The organism is Streptomyces sp. NPDC046925, from assembly GCF_040644915.1.
GTDB lineage: Bacteria > Actinomycetota > Actinomycetes > Streptomycetales > Streptomycetaceae > Streptomyces.
On record NZ_JBEYWZ010000006.1, the window covers coordinates 118,670 to 132,911 of the forward strand.

Here is a 14,242-nt window from a genome sequence, read left to right on the forward strand (position 1 = left end):
CCGTCTGAACTTGAGCTTCAGACCCGGAAAGGCCCCTCCACGCGCGCGTGGAGGGGCCTTTCCCGGTACTTACGCCAGGCCCGGGCCGCGCACCGGGATGTGCGTGAACGTCGGCTCCGGGGCCGGGTTCTGGAAGAAGTCGTTGCCCTTGTCGTCGACGACGATGAAGGCGGGGAAGTCCTCGACCTCGATCTTCCAGACGGCCTCCATGCCGAGCTCCTCGTACTCGACGACCTCGACCTTCTTGATGCAGTCCTGGGCGAGGCGCGCGGCGGGGCCGCCGATCGAACCCAGGTAGAAGCCGCCGTGCGCGTCGCAGGCGTCGGTGACCTGTTTGGAGCGGTTGCCCTTGGCGAGCATGACCTTGGAGCCGCCCGCCGCCTGGAACTGCTCCACGTAGGAGTCCATGCGCCCGGCGGTGGTCGGGCCGAAGGAGCCGGAGGCGTAGCCCTCGGGGGTCTTGGCGGGGCCCGCGTAGTAGACCGGGTGGTCCTTGAGGTACTGCGGCATCTCCTCGCCCGCGTCGAGCCGCTCCTTGATCTTGGCGTGCGCGATGTCGCGGGCCACGACGAGGGGGCCGGTGAGGGAGAGGCGGGTCTTCACCGGGTGTTTGGTGAGCTCGGCGAGGATGTCGTCCATCGGCTGGTTGAGGTCGATCTTCACGACGTCCGCGGACTCGTCCAGGTGGGAGTCCTCGGTCTCCGGCAGGAAGCGCGCCGGGTCCGTCTCCAGCTGCTCCAGGAAGACGCCCTCGGCGGTGATCTTCGCGGTGGCCTGGCGGTCGGCCGAGCAGGAGACGGCGATGGCGACGGGCAGCGAGGCGCCGTGGCGCGGCAGGCGCACCACGCGGACGTCGTGGCAGAAGTACTTGCCGCCGAACTGCGCGCCGATGCCGATCTTCTGCGTCAGCTCGAAGACCTTCTCCTCCAGCTCCTTGTCCCGGAAGCCGTGCCCGGTCGGGGAGCCCTCGGCGGGCAGCTCGTCCAGGTAGTGCGCGGAGGCGTACTTCGCGGTCTTCAGGGCGAACTCGGCGCTGGTGCCGCCGACGACGATCGCCAGGTGGTACGGCGGGCAGGCGGCCGTACCCAGGGAGCGGATCTTCTCCTCCAGGAACTTCATCATGGAGGCCTCGTTCAGGACGGCCTTCGTCTCCTGGTAGAGGAACGACTTGTTGGCCGAGCCGCCGCCCTTGGCCATGAAGAGGAACTTGTAGGCGCCGCCGTCGGTCGCGTACAGCTCGATCTGGGCCGGGAGGTTGGAGCCGGTGTTCTTCTCCTCCCACATGTTCAGCGGGGCCATCTGGGAGTAGCGCAGGTTCAGCTTCGTGTACGCGTCGTAGATGCCCTTGGAGAGCGCCTTCTCGTCCTCGCCCTCGGTGAGGACGTGCTGTCCGCGCTTGCCCATGACGATCGCCGTGCCGGTGTCCTGGCACATGGGGAGCACGCCCGCCGCCGCGATGTTCGCGTTCTTCAGCAGGTCGAGCGCCACGAACTTGTCGTTGCCCGAGGCCTCCGGGTCGTCGACGATGCGCCGCAGCTGGGCCAGGTGCGCGGGCCGCAGATAGTGCTGGATGTCGTGGATCGCCTCGGCGGCGAGCGTGCGCAGCGCCTCGGGATCGACCTTGAGGAACGTCCGCCCGTCGGCCTCGAATGTGGAGACGCCCTCGGAGGTCACCAACCGGTACGGCGTGGTGTCCTCTCCCAGGGGGAGCAGATCGGAGTACTCGAACTCTGGCATTACGGCCATTCCTCACTCGGCAGACGGCGGCGCGGCCTCCATTGGCGGCGCGCCAACCAGCGTAGAACGCGCACATCGGGACGGGCCTGTGAGGTAAGGCTCAGTAGGGCCGCCCCGGGGGAAATCTCCGGGTGCTTCCGGGGGTTCCGGGGCTAGTCGCGATCTATCGCGTTTGGGTACGCTGAGTGGTGTGGACCTAGAGAAGCGCCCCCAGCAGACCCAGACCGACCCTGAACCGCAGCCGGCGGGCCTGCGCGCGTCGGACGCCGACCGGGACCGCACGGCGGACATCCTGCGCGAGGCCCTCGCCGAGGGCCGTCTCACCGCGGAGGAGCACGCCGAACGGATCGACGGGGTCTACCGCTCCAAGACCATGGGTGAGCTGGAGCCGCTGGTCAGCGATCTGCCCGCGGCGAGCGGCGCGGGGCGCTCGACGGCGCGGCCCGAGCCCGCCCCGATCCGGCCGTCGGACGGCGCGGTGCCCCCGGTCGCCGACGAGAACCTGGTCGCGGTCTTCAGCAGCTCCGTGCGCAAGGGCCGCTGGCGCGTGGGCCGCCGCACGCACGCGTACGCGATCTTCGGCAACGTGGAGATCGATCTCAGCGAGGCGATCTTCGAGCAGCGCCAGGTCGTCATCAAGGCGGTCTCCGTCTTCGGCAATGTGGAGATCCGCGTCCCGGAGAACATCTCGCTGCGCGGCAGCGGTACCGGCGTCCTCGGCAACTTCGAAGTGGACATGCTCGATTCAGCCGAACAGGACGCCCCCGTCGTCTATGTCGACGGCTATGCGGTCCTGGGCAACATCGAGGCGAAGCCCAAGCGGGGCAAGCTCGTCAGGGACCTGCACAAGCAGCTGCGCAAGCATCTGGGGCACTGAACGAGGGGGCGCATTCGGCCACTCACGCCGGGGCGCGCCCCGTCACGGACGGCGCGAACTTTCGTACATCGGAACTCAGTGCATAGGCGCATGCACAGCGGGTAGAGCTTGCTGCATCGTCTCTCGCTCGCGAAGCCGTCGTCAGGAGTAGACCCGTGCTGCAGCCGTCGCATCAGTCCCTGCAGGTCGCCGCTGTTCCGGCCCCGCGGGTGCCAGTGCGCGATAGGAACCAAGACGCTCCATGGCACACCGAGGCGGTGTGCCGACGAGACGAGGCCGGGCTGTTCTTCGCCCCGTCCAAGGAGCCAACCGCCTCACGCCTCTCCCGCGAGGAAGCCGCGAAGCGGGTCTGTGCCCGCTGTCCCGTGATGGTCGAGTGCCGGGAGCACGCACTGCTCCAGCCCGAGCCGTACGGAGTCTGGGGCGGCCTCACCGCCGCGGAGCGCCGGGTGGTGCTCGCCAGGCGGCGCCGGCGCGAGGTGGAGCTCAAGAAGGCCGCACACACGTCCGCGGGGCCCATCGCCGCCGCCGGATAGCCCTGGACAAACAACGGAGGGGGCGTCCCCCGCACGGGGCGCCCCCTCCGTCGTGCGCAACTCGCGCGCGTTTGAGCCTACTTGGCGCGGTCGAAGTCGATGGCGCTGTAGGCGCGCAGCTTCGCGAGCCGGTGATCCGAGTCGATCTTGCGGATCGTGCCCGACTTCGAGCGCATGACCAGGGACGAGGTGGAGGCCGTCTCGGCGGCGTAGCGAACGCCCTGGAGCAGTTCGCCGTCCGTGATGCCGGTCGCGACGAAGAAGACGTTGTCCCCCTGGACCAGGTCGGTCGTCGACAGCGTGCGGTCCAGGTCGTGGCCCGCGTCCAGGGCGCGCTGGCGCTCGGCGTCGTCCTTGGGCCACAGCTTGCCCTGGATCACACCGCCCAGGCACTTGATCGCGCAGGCCGAGATGATGCCCTCCGGGGTGCCGCCGACGCCCATGAGCATGTCGACGCCGGTGCCCTCGCGCACGGCCATGATCGAACCGGCGACGTCGCCGTCCGAGATGAACTTGATGCGCGCGCCGGTCTCGCGGATCTCCTTGACGATGCCCTCGTGACGGGGGCGGTCGAGGATCATGACCGTGACGTCCTCGGGCGAACGGCCCTTGGCCTTGGCGACGCGGCGGATGTTGACGGACGCGGGGGCGTTGATGTCCACGTAGTCGGCGGCCTCGGGGCCCGTGACCAGCTTGTCCATGTAGAAGACCGCGGACGGGTCGAACATGGCTCCGCGGTCGGCGGCGGCGAGCACGGCGATGGCGTTCGGCATCCCCTTCGCACAGAGGGTCGTGCCGTCGATCGGGTCGACGGCGATGTCGACCTCGGCGCCGGTGCTGTCACCGATGCGCTCGCCGTTGAAGAGCATCGGGGCCTCGTCCTTCTCGCCCTCACCGATGACGACGATGCCGTTCATCGAGACGGTGGAGACGAGGGTCCGCATGGCCCTGACGGCAGCGCCGTCGGCACCGATCTTGTCGCCGCGGCCGACCCAGCGGCCGGCGGCCATGGCGGCGGCCTCGGTGACCCGGACGAGCTCCAGGGCGAGGTTGCGGTCGGGAGCCTCGGGAGAGACTTCGAGCTCGGAAGGAAGATGATGCTGATGCTCGGTCATCGGAGCGCACCTTTCTGCTGATACGACGACGGCCGGATGAGGGTGTGCCCTGACTCTATCGGCAGGCCGACAAAATGAGCAGAGGGCCCCACGCATGAGCGGAACGGACGCTTGGGGACCACCGGGGGCAGAGTCGTACCGGCGGCCTGAGAACATGGGTGCGTGGCAGGCAGACAAGGCAAGCAGACCGTACGGAACATGCTGTGGTCGATGGCGGTGATCGTCCTCGTGGCCGGTGCGATGTACGTCTTCATCCCGCACGACGACTCCAAGAGCCCCGTCAAGCGCGTCGACTACCGCGTGGAGCTGCTGTCCGCGCGCAGGGCGGCGGCTTACCCGGTGGCCGCTCCCGAGGGCCTGGCCAAGGCGTGGAAGCCGACGTCGGTGCGGTTCGACGGCTCGAAGGGCGACAGCTGGCACCTGGGGTACCTCGACCCGTCCGGTGAGTACGTCACGGTCAAGCAGTCCACGGCGAAGCCCACCAAGTTCATCGAAGAGGCCACGCAGCGGGCCGAGCGGACGAAGGCCACCGAGGAGATCGGCGGCAAGACGTGGCACCGCTACAAGGGGTCGACGTACGACGCCCTGGTGCGCGAGGACAAGGGCGCGACGACGGTGGTCGCGGGCACGGCGTCCTTCGGCAAGCTGACGGAGATGGCGCAGGCGCTGAAGACGTCCTGACGCTGGTGCGGACAATCGAGTGAGGGCCCCGGCGCTGTTGCCGGGGCCCTCACTCGTACTGCTCGCCTGTTGCCTATTGCTTGGCAGCCTGGCTTTCTCGGTCTCAGACGGTCTCGATGACCTGGTCGAACTCAAGGCGCGGGGAGCGCGGGAACCAGGCGTTCTCGGCCGGCTTGCCGATGTTGACGACCATCAGCGGGGTGTGGTCGCCGTCCAGGAACTCCTTCTGGACACCGGCGGCGTCGAAGCCGGTCATCGGGCCCGCGGCCAGACCGGCGGCGCGCACGCCGATGATGAAGTAGGCGGCCTGCAGCGCGGCGTTGAGGTGCGCGGCGCCTTCGCGGGCCGGGCGCTCCGAGAAGAAGACGTCCTTGGCCTGCGGGAAGTGCGGGAACAGCGCCGGCAGCTCCTCGTGGAACTCGTTGTCCGCGGAGAGGATCGCGACGAGCGGGGCGCTCGCGGTCTTCGGCTGGTTGCCCTCGGCCATGTGCTGGACGAGGCGCTCGCGGGCCTCGGGGGAGCGGACCAGGGTGACGCGCAGCGACGACAGGTTGAAGGCGGTCGGGCCGTACTTGACCAGGTCGTAGATCGCCTGCACCTGCTCGTCGGTGACCGGCTCATCGGTGAAGGAGTTCGCGGTGCGGGCCTCGCGGAAGAGCAGGTCCTGTGCGGCGGGGTCAAGGACGAGAGACATGGATCAACCTTCTCGGTGCGTGCGTGGGGCGTGGATCAGCTTGCGGTACCGACCGTACGACGCTGCGGTTTAAGTTTCAACCAAATCCGGCGTTAGGTGATCCGCTTCACAACGCACCAGGTCGCGGGCGGGGTCCCGCTCGTCCGCCGGCTCAGTCGTCGGCCGCGGACTCGTCCTCGTCGCTGTCCCCGTCGGGCCCCGCGAGGGCCGCGTCCAGGCGGGCGCGGGCGCCGTCGAGCCAGCGGCGGCACACCTTGGCCAGCTCCTCGCCGCGCTCCCACAGGGCGAGCGACTCCTCGAGCGTGGTGCCGCCCGTCTCCAGGCGGCGGACGACCTCGATGAGCTCGTCCCGCGCCTGCTCGTAGCCGAGTGCGTCCGCCGGGCCCGTGGCCTCGGCCGTCTTGCTGGTCATGTGCCCCACCCTAAATGTCGGTTCGTACGGCTTGTGCGGAGTGTTTGTGCGTGCGTGCATGCATGCGGTGCGCGGTTTGCGCGGAACTCCTGCGTGCGGCTTCTACGGATCTCCCGCGCGCGGCTTTTACGGATCTCCCGCGTGCGGCTGTTACGGATCCACTGTCCGTACGGTGAACTCGCCCTCGGCGACCCGGGCCCGCAGCTCCTCGTCGGCGGTCACCTCGTCCGCGGCCCGCACCACCGAGCCGTCGGTCTTCTGGAGCACCGCGTAACCCCGCTGGAGCGTCGCGGCGGGGGAGAGGCCCACCACGCGCGCGTGGGTGTGCGTCAGCTCCGACTCGGCGCGGTCCAGGAGATGCCCGAGGGTGCGGCGGCTGCGGTCGACGAGCGCCGACACCTGCTCCTCGCGCTCCTCGATCATGCGGTGCGGATTCTCCATGGAGGGGCGGGCCAGGGCGTGTGCGAGGCCGCGGTCCTCGCGGTCCAGGAAGGCGTCCATGCAGCGCCGGGCCCGGTCCCGCAGCCACCGCACGCGTTCGTACTCCTCGCCGACGTCCGGCACGACCTTCTTGGCGGCGTCGGTCGGGGTGGAGGCGCGCAGGTCCGCCACGTAATCGAGGAGGGGGTTGTCGGGTTCGTGGCCGATCGCGGAGACGACGGGCGTACGACAGGAGGCGACGGCCCGTACGAGCTGCTCGTCCGAGAACGGCAGCAGATCCTCCACGCTGCCGCCGCCGCGGGCCACGATGATCACGTCCACGGCGTCGAGCGCGTCGAGCTCCTTCACGGCCTGCACGACCTGCGGCACGGCGTGCACGCCCTGGACGGGGACGTTGCGCACTTCGAAGCGGACGGCGGGCCAGCGGTGCCGGGCGTTCTCCAGGACGTCGCGCTCGGCGGCGGATGCGCGGCCGGTGACGAGCCCGATGAGCTGCGGCAGGAAGGGCAGCGCCTTCTTGCGGTCGGGCGCGAAAAGACCCTCCCCGGCGAGGCTCTTCTTCAGCTGCTCGATGCGCGCGAGCAGCTCTCCCACCCCGACGGGCTTTATCTCGACGGCCCGCAGGGACAGCTGGCCCCGCGGTGCGTACCACTCGGGCTTGGCGTGGACGACGACCCGGGCGCCCTCGGAGACGACGTCCGCGACGGCGTCGAACACCTGGCGGTAGCAGGTGACGCTGACGGAGATGTCGTGCGAGGGGTCGCGCAACGTCATGAACACCACGCCGGCGCCGGGCCTGCGGGACAGCTGCGTGATCTGCCCCTCGACCCACACGGCACCGAGACGGTCGATCCACCCACCGATGAGCCGCGACACCTCACCGACGGGCAGCGGAGCATCAGCGGACGTATTCAAGGCCATGCACCGAGCGTATCGGCACCCTCTGACACGACCGGGTTTCCTTCCCGGCGAGGGGACGAGCGCGCCCAGCCCTGCCCCCCCGGTTCCTACGTCGACGACTGGACCCGGAGTTTCGAGTGGGCGGGCGGGAGAGATCCGCCGCGAAGCGGCGGTCTAGGACTCCCCACGACGAGCCCGCTGGGCAACCAGCACAGCAAGCCCCACAACAAACCACACCAACCCCACCACCTGCGCGGACCCCGCAGCCTCAACGATCACGGCAATAGTGATCGCCGCCCCCAGCAAGGGGACCAGGATGTGCCGCCACCAACTGACCGCCCCGCCCCGCTTCTGCACGGCGAACCACCCCACCACGCTCGCGTGGAGCAACACGAACGCGGTCAAGGCACCCACATTCACCACCGAAACGAGGTGATCCATCCCGTCGTCCCGCCGAGCCGCCCACACCGCCGCCACCAGCGTCACGACGGCCGCACAGAGCAAGGCGAGCCGAGGCGTACCCGCATCCGTCCGCGACAGAGCCCCCGGCAGCCGCCGGTCCCGCGCCATGGCGAACAGCAGCCGCCCCGCCGCGGCCTGCCCGGCGAGCGCGGCGAACGCCGCGCCGATCGCCTTGCTGACGGCCACCAGGTCGTGGAGCCAGTCCCCGACCGCCGAGTCGACCGCGTCGTAGAAGGCGGACCCCTGTTTGGCGGGCTCGGCGGCGAGCTGCGCCGACGACATCGGTTCGAGCAGAGCGACCAGATACGTCTGGGCGATGAACAGCACACCGGCAAGCGCCAGACAGCACAGCACCGCCCGCGCCACCTTCGCCGATCCCCCCGTCACCTCCTCCGCGAACGAGGCGATCGCGTCGAAGCCCAGATAGGAGAGCACCGCCACCGACACCGCCCCCACCACGGCCCCCAGCGCGAACGCGCCCTGCGTGCCGTCCCCGCTCAGCGGCGAGAGCCAGTCCCGCTGCGCCCCGTCCGTGGCGAGGACGACGATCGCCGACACCACGAAGACGAGGAGGACCACGATCTCCATCGCGAGCACCAGGAACCCGACCCGCGCGGCGGCCCGTACCCCCCACAGATTCAGCGCGGTCGTCACCAGGACCGCGATCGCCGTCCACACCCACCGGGACACCGAAGGCACCAGGGCCTCCATCGCGATGCCGGAGAAGAGATAGGCGACGGCCGGGATGAGGAGATAGTCGAGCATCGCCATCCACCCGGCGATGAACCCGGGGCCGTTGCCGAGCCCCACGCGCGCGTAGGCGAAGACGGAGCCCGCGCGGGGGGCCACCTTCACCATCTGGGCGTAGCTGAAAGCGGTGAACGCCATCGCGATCGTGGCGATGATGTAGACCAGCGCCACCGCGCCGTGCGATTTGGCGTCGAGCGTCCCGAAGACGCCGACGGGCGCCATCGGGGCGATGAACAGCAGTCCGTAGACGACGAGGTCACGGAAGCTGAGACTGCGCCGGAGGCCGTCGCCTTCGGCAGCGGTGCCGGGATGGGCGCCACCGGCCGTCGTGTCTGAGTTGCCGGAGTAACCGGACATCATGCCTCCGTAAGTGAACGCAGGTCTCCAGTCTCCCCAAGAAGGCGATCTTTGACGCGCTGGGCTCGGCCTTACGATGGGGGGTATGACTGCTTCGACTCCTGCCCGCCGAGTCCTGCTCGCCGCCCCCCGCGGCTATTGCGCGGGTGTGGACCGTGCCGTGATCGCCGTCGAGAAGGCCCTTGAGCAGTACGGGTCTCCGATCTACGTCCGCCACGAGATCGTTCACAACAAGTACGTGGTGCAGACCCTGGAGAAGAAGGGCGCGATCTTCGTCGACCAGACGGCCGAGGTCCCCGAGGGCTCCATCGTCATGTTCTCCGCGCACGGAGTGGCGCCGACGGTCCACGCGGAGGCCGCCGAGCGGAAACTGGCGACGATCGACGCGACGTGCCCCCTGGTCACGAAGGTCCACAAGGAAGCCGTCCGGTACGCCAAGGACGACTACGACATCCTCCTCATCGGCCACGAGGGCCACGAGGAGGTCATCGGCACGTCCGGTGAGGCGCCCGACCACATCACGCTGGTCGACGGCCCCGAGGACGTCGCGAACGTGGAGGTCCGGGACCCGGACAGGGTCGTCTGGCTCTCGCAGACCACGCTCTCGGTCGACGAGACCATGGAGACCGTCGACGCCCTCAAGACCAAGTTCCCCGGCCTGATCTCCCCGCCGAGCGACGACATCTGCTACGCCACGCAGAACCGCCAGATCGCGGTGAAGAAGCTGGCGGAGGACGCCGACCTCGTCATCGTCGTCGGCTCCAAGAACTCCTCGAACTCGATCCGCATGGTCGAGGTCGCCCTCGACGCGGGCGCGCCCGCATCGCACCTCGTCGACAACGCCGAGGAGATCGACGAGGCGTGGCTCGAAGGCGTGACCACGGTCGGCCTCACCTCGGGTGCGTCCGTTCCCGACGTCCTGGTGGACGGCGTCATCGAATGGCTCGCCGAGCGGGGTTACGGAGACGTCGAGACGGTGAAGACGGCCGACGAGTCGATCACCTTCTCGCTGCCGAAGGAGCTCCGCCGCGACCTGCGTGCCGAGGCCGCGGAGCTGTCACAGAAGTAACTGCAGAGGTCATGCGCTGGCCGTACGGTGGGTCTCATGCAGATCTTCGGTGTGGACATCGGCGGTTCGGGGATCAAGGGCGCTCCCGTGGACCTGGACCGTGGTGACCTGGCAAAAGAGCGGCACAAGGTGCTCACCCCGCAGCCGGCCACGCCCGATGGCGTGGCCGACAAGGTGCGCGAGGTCGTCGAGCACTTCGGCTGGACGGGTCCCGTCGGCGCCACGTTCCCCGGCGTGATCACGGGCGGTACGGCGCGGACGGCCGCCAACGTCGACAAGAGCTGGATCGGCACGAACATCGAGGGCCTGATCGCGGACCGGCTCGGCGGCGACGCCCCGGTCACCGTGTTGAACGACGCGGACGCGGCGGGCGTGGCCGAGATGCACTTCGGCGCGGGCCGCGGCCGTAAGGGCACGGTCATCCTGCTCACCCTCGGCACCGGCATCGGAAGCGCCGTGTTCACCGGCGGCCGCCTCGTCGCGAACACCGAGCTGGGCCACCTGGAGCTGCACGGGCACGACGCGGAGAAGCGGGCCTCGTCCAAGGCCAAGGAGGACGAGGACCTCAGCTGGGAGCACTGGGCGCATCGCGTCCAGAAGTATCTGGCGCACGTGGAGATGCTGTTCTCGCCCGAGCTCTTCATCATCGGCGGCGGCGTGAGCCGCAAGTCCCACAAGTTCCTGCCGCTGATCAAGGGCATCAGGGCCGAGCTGGTCCCGGCGCAGCTCCAGAACAACGCGGGCATCGTGGGCGCGGCGATGGCGGCGGCGGAGACGGCACGCAAGGCGTAGGGCCCCGCTGCTCGGCAGGGCCCCGCTAATCGGCGCGGGGCACCGCTATGCGACGGGGCTCCGCTACTCCGCAGGAGTGCGCCGCTGGGCGGTCGGAATCCGCCCCCTGGCCCCCCGCGGCCCGGCGGGAGCTGCCCCGGCCGCCGCCCCGGCCCCGAGGGCCCGAGCCCGCCGCCGCTGCGTCAGGAGCTTGATCCGGCGCACGGTCACGATGAGACCGGCGACCAGCGTCCCGCCGTACAGCCAGCCCGCGTGCAGCGCCAGGGACGTGACGAGCCCCATGACGTGACCGCCGAAGCCTTCGCTGCTGTCCGAGATGGGCAGCAGGCCGACGGCGAACGCGATCGGCACGGCGACCGGCGCGGTCACCAGGTCGGCCGGGCGCACCCACAGTGCGGTCAGCGCGCTCACGGGCAGGAAGAGCACCCCGTACGCGACGATCGAACCGCCGAAGAGCAGCCACAGCAGACAGGCGAGCAGGAACATCACGGCGGCGCAGAAGAGCCCGCTGCCGAGCCCCGTCAGGCGGGGGTTCGGCATGGCGCGCAGCGAGCGGTAGAGCGGCAGCGCGCGCAGCTTGCGGATGAAGGGCGGGACGGGGCGGCGGGGGTGGGAAGCGGCGCGGTAGACGGCCGCCGATTCGGCGGGCCTGCCCTGCGGGGGGCCCGGCCTGCCCTGCGGTGGCAGGGGTGCGGTGCGTCGCGGCCGGGCCGGAGGCTGAGGGGGACGCGTCCTGTGTTGCTCCACCGGACCAACCTAGGTCGAGCCATACCGATAATCCGGCACGGGACACGCCCTTTGGCCGACCTTGGCCATGCGTTCGATAGGAGAGCGATACGCCGACGAGGGCGTGGCCCGCACGCCGTAGACTGGGGGATCGCCCCAAGGTCAGTCCGGCCCTCCGGGCCGTCCACCCACAGCCCTCACGTACGGGAAGTCGCAACGTGTCGCTCACGATCGGAATCGTCGGTCTGCCCAATGTCGGCAAGTCGACCCTGTTCAACGCCCTGACCAAGAACGACGTGCTTGCAGCCAACTATCCGTTCGCCACGATCGAGCCGAATGTCGGCGTGGTGGGAGTCCCGGACCCCCGCCTCACGAAACTGGCGGAAATCTTCTCCTCGCAGAAGGTCCTCCCGGCGACGGTCGACTTCGTCGACATCGCGGGCATCGTGCGCGGTGCGAGCGAGGGCGAGGGCCTGGGCAACAAGTTCCTCGCGAACATCCGTGAGTCGGATGCGATCTGCCAGGTCATCCGTGCCTTCAAGGACGAGAACGTCGTGCACGTGGACGGCAAGGTCTCGCCCAAGGACGACATCGAGACGATCAACACGGAGCTGATCCTCGCGGACCTCCAGACGATCGAGAAGGTCCTGCCGCGCCTCCAGAAGGAATCGCGCATCAAGAAGGACATCGCCCCGAAGGTGAAGGCGGTCGAGGAGGCCCAGGCGATCCTGGAGAAGGGCGACACGCTCTTCTCGGCGGGCATCGTCCAGGGCTCGGGCAAGGAGGAGCTCCTCCACGACCTGCACCTCCTCACGACGAAGCCCTTCCTCTACGTCTTCAACGTGGACGAGGACGAGCTGACGGACGACGACTTCAAGGCGGCCCAGAGCGCGCTGGTCGCCCCCGCGGAGGCGATCTTCCTCAACGCCAAGCTGGAGTCGGACCTCGCGGAACTGGACGAGGAAGAGGCCCTGGAGCTGCTCCAGTCGGTAGGCCAGGAAGAACCCGGCCTCGCCACCCTGGCCCACGTGGGCTTCCGCACCCTCGGCCTCCAGACGTACCTCACGGCCGGCCCGAAGGAATCCCGCGCCTGGACGATCCCCCAGGGCGCCACGGCCCCCGAGGCAGCGGGAGTCATCCACACGGACTTCCAGAAGGGCTTCATCAAGGCGGAGGTCATCTCCTTCGAGGACCTGGTGGAGACGGGTTCGGTCGCGGAGGCCCGCGCCAAGGGCAAGGCGCGCATGGAGGGCAAGGAGTATGTGATGCAGGACGGGGATGTGGTGGAGTTCCGCTTCAACGTCTAGCGGCTGACGTGACACCACGTCGCTGATCTGGCGAACATGCAGGTCAGAGAGGGTCCGGCTCTTTGGGGTCGGGCCCTTGGTCTTTTCCCGTGCTGGGGTTGTGCTGGGATGATGTGGGGCGCCTGTGCTGGGAATCGGGCGTTGCGTCTGGGCCCCGCGCAGCTCCAGGCCGTGGCGCTTTTCCTACTCGTTCGACACGATCGGGTCATGGCTGAGACGACGTACAGCATCGGCGAAGGCCCGGCGACGCGGGTGAGCCTGTCGCTTCCTGAGGGGACCGCGGAGGCGATCCGGGCGCGGGTGGGGAAGCGGGAGTTCTCCGCGTTCATCGCCGAGGCGGTCGAGCGTGAGCTGCGTGGGCAGGTCCTGGACGAATACCTGGCGGATTACGAGAGCCGCAAGGGGCCGGTCTCCGAGCCGGCTCGTCAGCGGGCGGGGCAGGTCTTCGACGAGGTGCTCGCCGAGGAGGCAGAGTGGCCCGCCGCCGGCTGAGTCGCGAGGGGACACTGGTCCTCGACAGCGAGCATCGGTGCGTAGTTGGCGATGAGCTGTGAGGCCGACGGCGCGACCTGCCTTTGCCTAAGAGGCGCGAACAGAAAGCTCAGACGTCCTTGATCTGTACGCGGCCGCCGCACAGTTTCGACCAGTCGTCGCGGTCCGAGGTCAGCACCAGTACGGGTGCCGGGGAGCGGAGCGCCATTGCGGCAACGAGGGCATCAATCGCGTACTTGTGGCCGTGCAGATCACCGGCGTCGCTCAGCAACTGCACGGCGGTGAGGCTGTCCGCCTGGGTGACGTCCTGGACCTGAAGGCGGGAGAGCACCCAACGCAGCCGGGCGGTGTCCGTCTTCCCGTAGACGGCCTCCACCACCGTCAGGGCCGATACGAGGACGGGCACACCCACGCGCCGGGACGCCTCGATCCGGGTGACCATCTGGCGATCGTTGCGCAGGAGCAGCGACAGTGCCTGGGAGTCCAGAACCAGGGACCTGGCCGCGGGTTCCTTCATGCGGCGCTGTCGCCAGAGGCGTACGGCGCCGGTGCGTCACCGAACAACTCGCGCTGTGCAGCCTGGACCTCGGCTTCGCTCAACGGTTCGTGCTCGGCTTCGTAGGCGGCCACGATCTCGGCGAGGCCGTCCATCGCCAGCTGGTGCCGGACCGCCGCAGTCACGTACGCGGACACGCCACGCTTGCCGGTGCGCGTGCGCAGAGCACCGAGGAGTTCCGAGGGCATCGAGACGGAGATGTTCTCCGTGCCTCCGGGGCGGGGTGACTTCATGGGGACCAGTCTAGTACAGAAACTATTACATCGGCTGGAATGCTGTGCGGCCCGCATCCGGCGACGCAGTCTCGGCGCCATTGGATCTTCTTGTACTTTGTCGCG

General features: G+C 69.2%; 16 protein-coding genes. 7 read left to right on the forward strand and 9 right to left on the reverse strand.

What is annotated here, in order from left to right; translation table 11 throughout:
• Positions 1 to 69: 69 nt before the first annotated feature.
• Complete coding sequence (locus tag ABZ906_RS24925) at positions 70 to 1,737, reverse strand: fumarate hydratase (RefSeq protein ID WP_361386076.1); 1,668 nt, start codon at positions 1,735 to 1,737, stop codon at positions 70 to 72.
• Between the two features lie 190 nt (positions 1,738 to 1,927).
• Here ABZ906_RS24925 and ABZ906_RS24930 point away from each other — a divergent pair, with 190 nt between their 5' ends.
• Together ABZ906_RS24930 and ABZ906_RS24935 are read left to right on the forward strand one after the other, a co-directional pair.
• On the forward strand, positions 1,928 to 2,614 hold the full coding sequence (locus ABZ906_RS24930; protein WP_361181882.1) for a DUF1707 domain-containing protein: 687 nt from the start codon (positions 1,928 to 1,930) through the stop codon (positions 2,612 to 2,614).
• 155 nt (positions 2,615 to 2,769) lie between these two features.
• Positions 2,770 to 3,150, forward strand: a complete 381-nt coding sequence (locus tag ABZ906_RS24935; protein WP_190086352.1) for a WhiB family transcriptional regulator — start codon at positions 2,770 to 2,772, stop codon at positions 3,148 to 3,150.
• Positions 3,151 to 3,227: 77 nt separating this feature from the next.
• Here ABZ906_RS24935 and glpX read toward each other — a convergent pair whose 3' ends face one another.
• On the reverse strand, positions 3,228 to 4,265 hold the full coding sequence (gene glpX, locus ABZ906_RS24940; RefSeq protein ID WP_361386079.1) for a class II fructose-bisphosphatase: 1,038 nt from the start codon (positions 4,263 to 4,265) through the stop codon (positions 3,228 to 3,230).
• 162 nt (positions 4,266 to 4,427) lie between these two features.
• Between glpX and ABZ906_RS24945 the strand changes: the two genes are divergently transcribed.
• A complete protein-coding gene (locus ABZ906_RS24945; RefSeq protein ID WP_361181878.1) occupies positions 4,428 to 4,946 on the forward strand; it encodes a DUF4245 domain-containing protein in 519 nt (172 codons plus the stop codon).
• 103 nt (positions 4,947 to 5,049) lie between these two features.
• Here ABZ906_RS24945 and ABZ906_RS24950 read toward each other — a convergent pair whose 3' ends face one another.
• The 4 genes from ABZ906_RS24950 to ABZ906_RS24965 all read right to left on the reverse strand — a co-directional run bounded on the left by ABZ906_RS24950 (position 5,050) and on the right by ABZ906_RS24965 (position 8,962).
• Positions 5,050 to 5,640, reverse strand: coding sequence for a malonic semialdehyde reductase (locus tag ABZ906_RS24950; protein ID WP_361181876.1), 591 nt, complete (start codon positions 5,638 to 5,640; stop codon positions 5,050 to 5,052).
• A gap of 151 nt (positions 5,641 to 5,791) precedes the next feature.
• Positions 5,792 to 6,052 (reverse strand): exodeoxyribonuclease VII small subunit, encoded by a 261-nt coding sequence (locus tag ABZ906_RS24955; protein WP_361386082.1) that lies wholly within the window; start codon positions 6,050 to 6,052, stop codon positions 5,792 to 5,794.
• A gap of 150 nt (positions 6,053 to 6,202) precedes the next feature.
• Entirely contained in the window at positions 6,203 to 7,414 is a 1,212-nt protein-coding gene (xseA, locus tag ABZ906_RS24960) for an exodeoxyribonuclease VII large subunit (protein ID WP_361181874.1), read from the reverse strand.
• A gap of 153 nt (positions 7,415 to 7,567) precedes the next feature.
• The gene (locus ABZ906_RS24965) at positions 7,568 to 8,962 is read right to left on the reverse strand and encodes an APC family permease (protein WP_361386085.1); all 1,395 of its coding nucleotides are present in this window, start codon (positions 8,960 to 8,962) and stop codon (positions 7,568 to 7,570) included.
• Between the two features lie 76 nt (positions 8,963 to 9,038).
• Between ABZ906_RS24965 and ABZ906_RS24970 the strand changes: the two genes are divergently transcribed.
• Both ABZ906_RS24970 and ppgK read left to right on the forward strand, forming a co-directional pair.
• Positions 9,039 to 10,031, forward strand: a complete 993-nt coding sequence (locus tag ABZ906_RS24970; protein WP_361386088.1) for a 4-hydroxy-3-methylbut-2-enyl diphosphate reductase — start codon at positions 9,039 to 9,041, stop codon at positions 10,029 to 10,031.
• A 36-nt stretch (positions 10,032 to 10,067) separates the two neighbouring features.
• Positions 10,068 to 10,823, forward strand: coding sequence for a polyphosphate--glucose phosphotransferase (ppgK, locus tag ABZ906_RS24975; protein ID WP_361386091.1), 756 nt, complete (start codon positions 10,068 to 10,070; stop codon positions 10,821 to 10,823).
• A 63-nt stretch (positions 10,824 to 10,886) separates the two neighbouring features.
• Here the strand turns inward: ppgK and ABZ906_RS24980 are convergent, their stop codons facing one another.
• Complete coding sequence (locus tag ABZ906_RS24980; RefSeq protein ID WP_361386094.1) at positions 10,887 to 11,570, reverse strand: DUF6542 domain-containing protein; 684 nt, start codon at positions 11,568 to 11,570, stop codon at positions 10,887 to 10,889.
• A gap of 197 nt (positions 11,571 to 11,767) precedes the next feature.
• Here ABZ906_RS24980 and ychF point away from each other — a divergent pair, with 197 nt between their 5' ends.
• Positions 11,768 to 12,856: a redox-regulated ATPase YchF gene (ychF, locus tag ABZ906_RS24985; RefSeq protein ID WP_361181864.1), complete on the forward strand. Its 1,089-nt coding sequence runs from the start codon at positions 11,768 to 11,770 to the stop codon at positions 12,854 to 12,856.
• A gap of 207 nt (positions 12,857 to 13,063) precedes the next feature.
• Entirely contained in the window at positions 13,064 to 13,348 is a 285-nt protein-coding gene (locus tag ABZ906_RS24990) for a hypothetical protein (RefSeq protein WP_361386097.1), read from the forward strand.
• 109 nt (positions 13,349 to 13,457) lie between these two features.
• Here the strand turns inward: ABZ906_RS24990 and ABZ906_RS24995 are convergent, their stop codons facing one another.
• On the reverse strand, positions 13,458 to 13,865 hold the full coding sequence (locus ABZ906_RS24995; RefSeq protein ID WP_361386100.1) for a PIN domain-containing protein: 408 nt from the start codon (positions 13,863 to 13,865) through the stop codon (positions 13,458 to 13,460).
• Positions 13,862 to 14,137: a hypothetical protein gene (locus ABZ906_RS25000; RefSeq protein WP_093723595.1), complete on the reverse strand. Its 276-nt coding sequence runs from the start codon at positions 14,135 to 14,137 to the stop codon at positions 13,862 to 13,864. Before ABZ906_RS25000 ends, ABZ906_RS24995 begins: the two co-directional genes overlap by 4 nt.
• Positions 14,138 to 14,242: the final 105 nt, after the last annotated feature.

What these genes read in the sequence shown, in the direction of transcription:
- ABZ906_RS24965 (WP_361386085.1), bottom strand. Translation starts at nt 8,962, where the DNA reads ATGTCCGGTTACTCCGGCAACTCAGACACGACGGCCGGTGGCGCCCAT.
- xseA (WP_361181874.1), bottom strand. Translation starts at nt 7,414, where the DNA reads ATGGCCTTGAATACGTCCGCTGATGCTCCGCTGCCCGTCGGTGAGGTG.
- ppgK (WP_361386091.1), top strand. Translation starts at nt 10,068, where the DNA reads ATGCAGATCTTCGGTGTGGACATCGGCGGTTCGGGGATCAAGGGCGCT.
- ABZ906_RS25000 (WP_093723595.1), bottom strand. Translation starts at nt 14,137, where the DNA reads ATGAAGTCACCCCGCCCCGGAGGCACGGAGAACATCTCCGTCTCGATG.
- ABZ906_RS24990 (WP_361386097.1), top strand. Translation starts at nt 13,064, where the DNA reads ATGGCTGAGACGACGTACAGCATCGGCGAAGGCCCGGCGACGCGGGTG.
- ABZ906_RS24925 (WP_361386076.1), bottom strand. Translation starts at nt 1,737, where the DNA reads ATGCCAGAGTTCGAGTACTCCGATCTGCTCCCCCTGGGAGAGGACACC.
- ABZ906_RS24995 (WP_361386100.1), bottom strand. Translation starts at nt 13,865, where the DNA reads ATGAAGGAACCCGCGGCCAGGTCCCTGGTTCTGGACTCCCAGGCACTG.
- ABZ906_RS24970 (WP_361386088.1), top strand. Translation starts at nt 9,039, where the DNA reads ATGGGGGGTATGACTGCTTCGACTCCTGCCCGCCGAGTCCTGCTCGCC.
- ABZ906_RS24950 (WP_361181876.1), bottom strand. Translation starts at nt 5,640, where the DNA reads ATGTCTCTCGTCCTTGACCCCGCCGCACAGGACCTGCTCTTCCGCGAG.
- ABZ906_RS24955 (WP_361386082.1), bottom strand. Translation starts at nt 6,052, where the DNA reads ATGACCAGCAAGACGGCCGAGGCCACGGGCCCGGCGGACGCACTCGGC.
- glpX (WP_361386079.1), bottom strand. Translation starts at nt 4,265, where the DNA reads ATGACCGAGCATCAGCATCATCTTCCTTCCGAGCTCGAAGTCTCTCCC.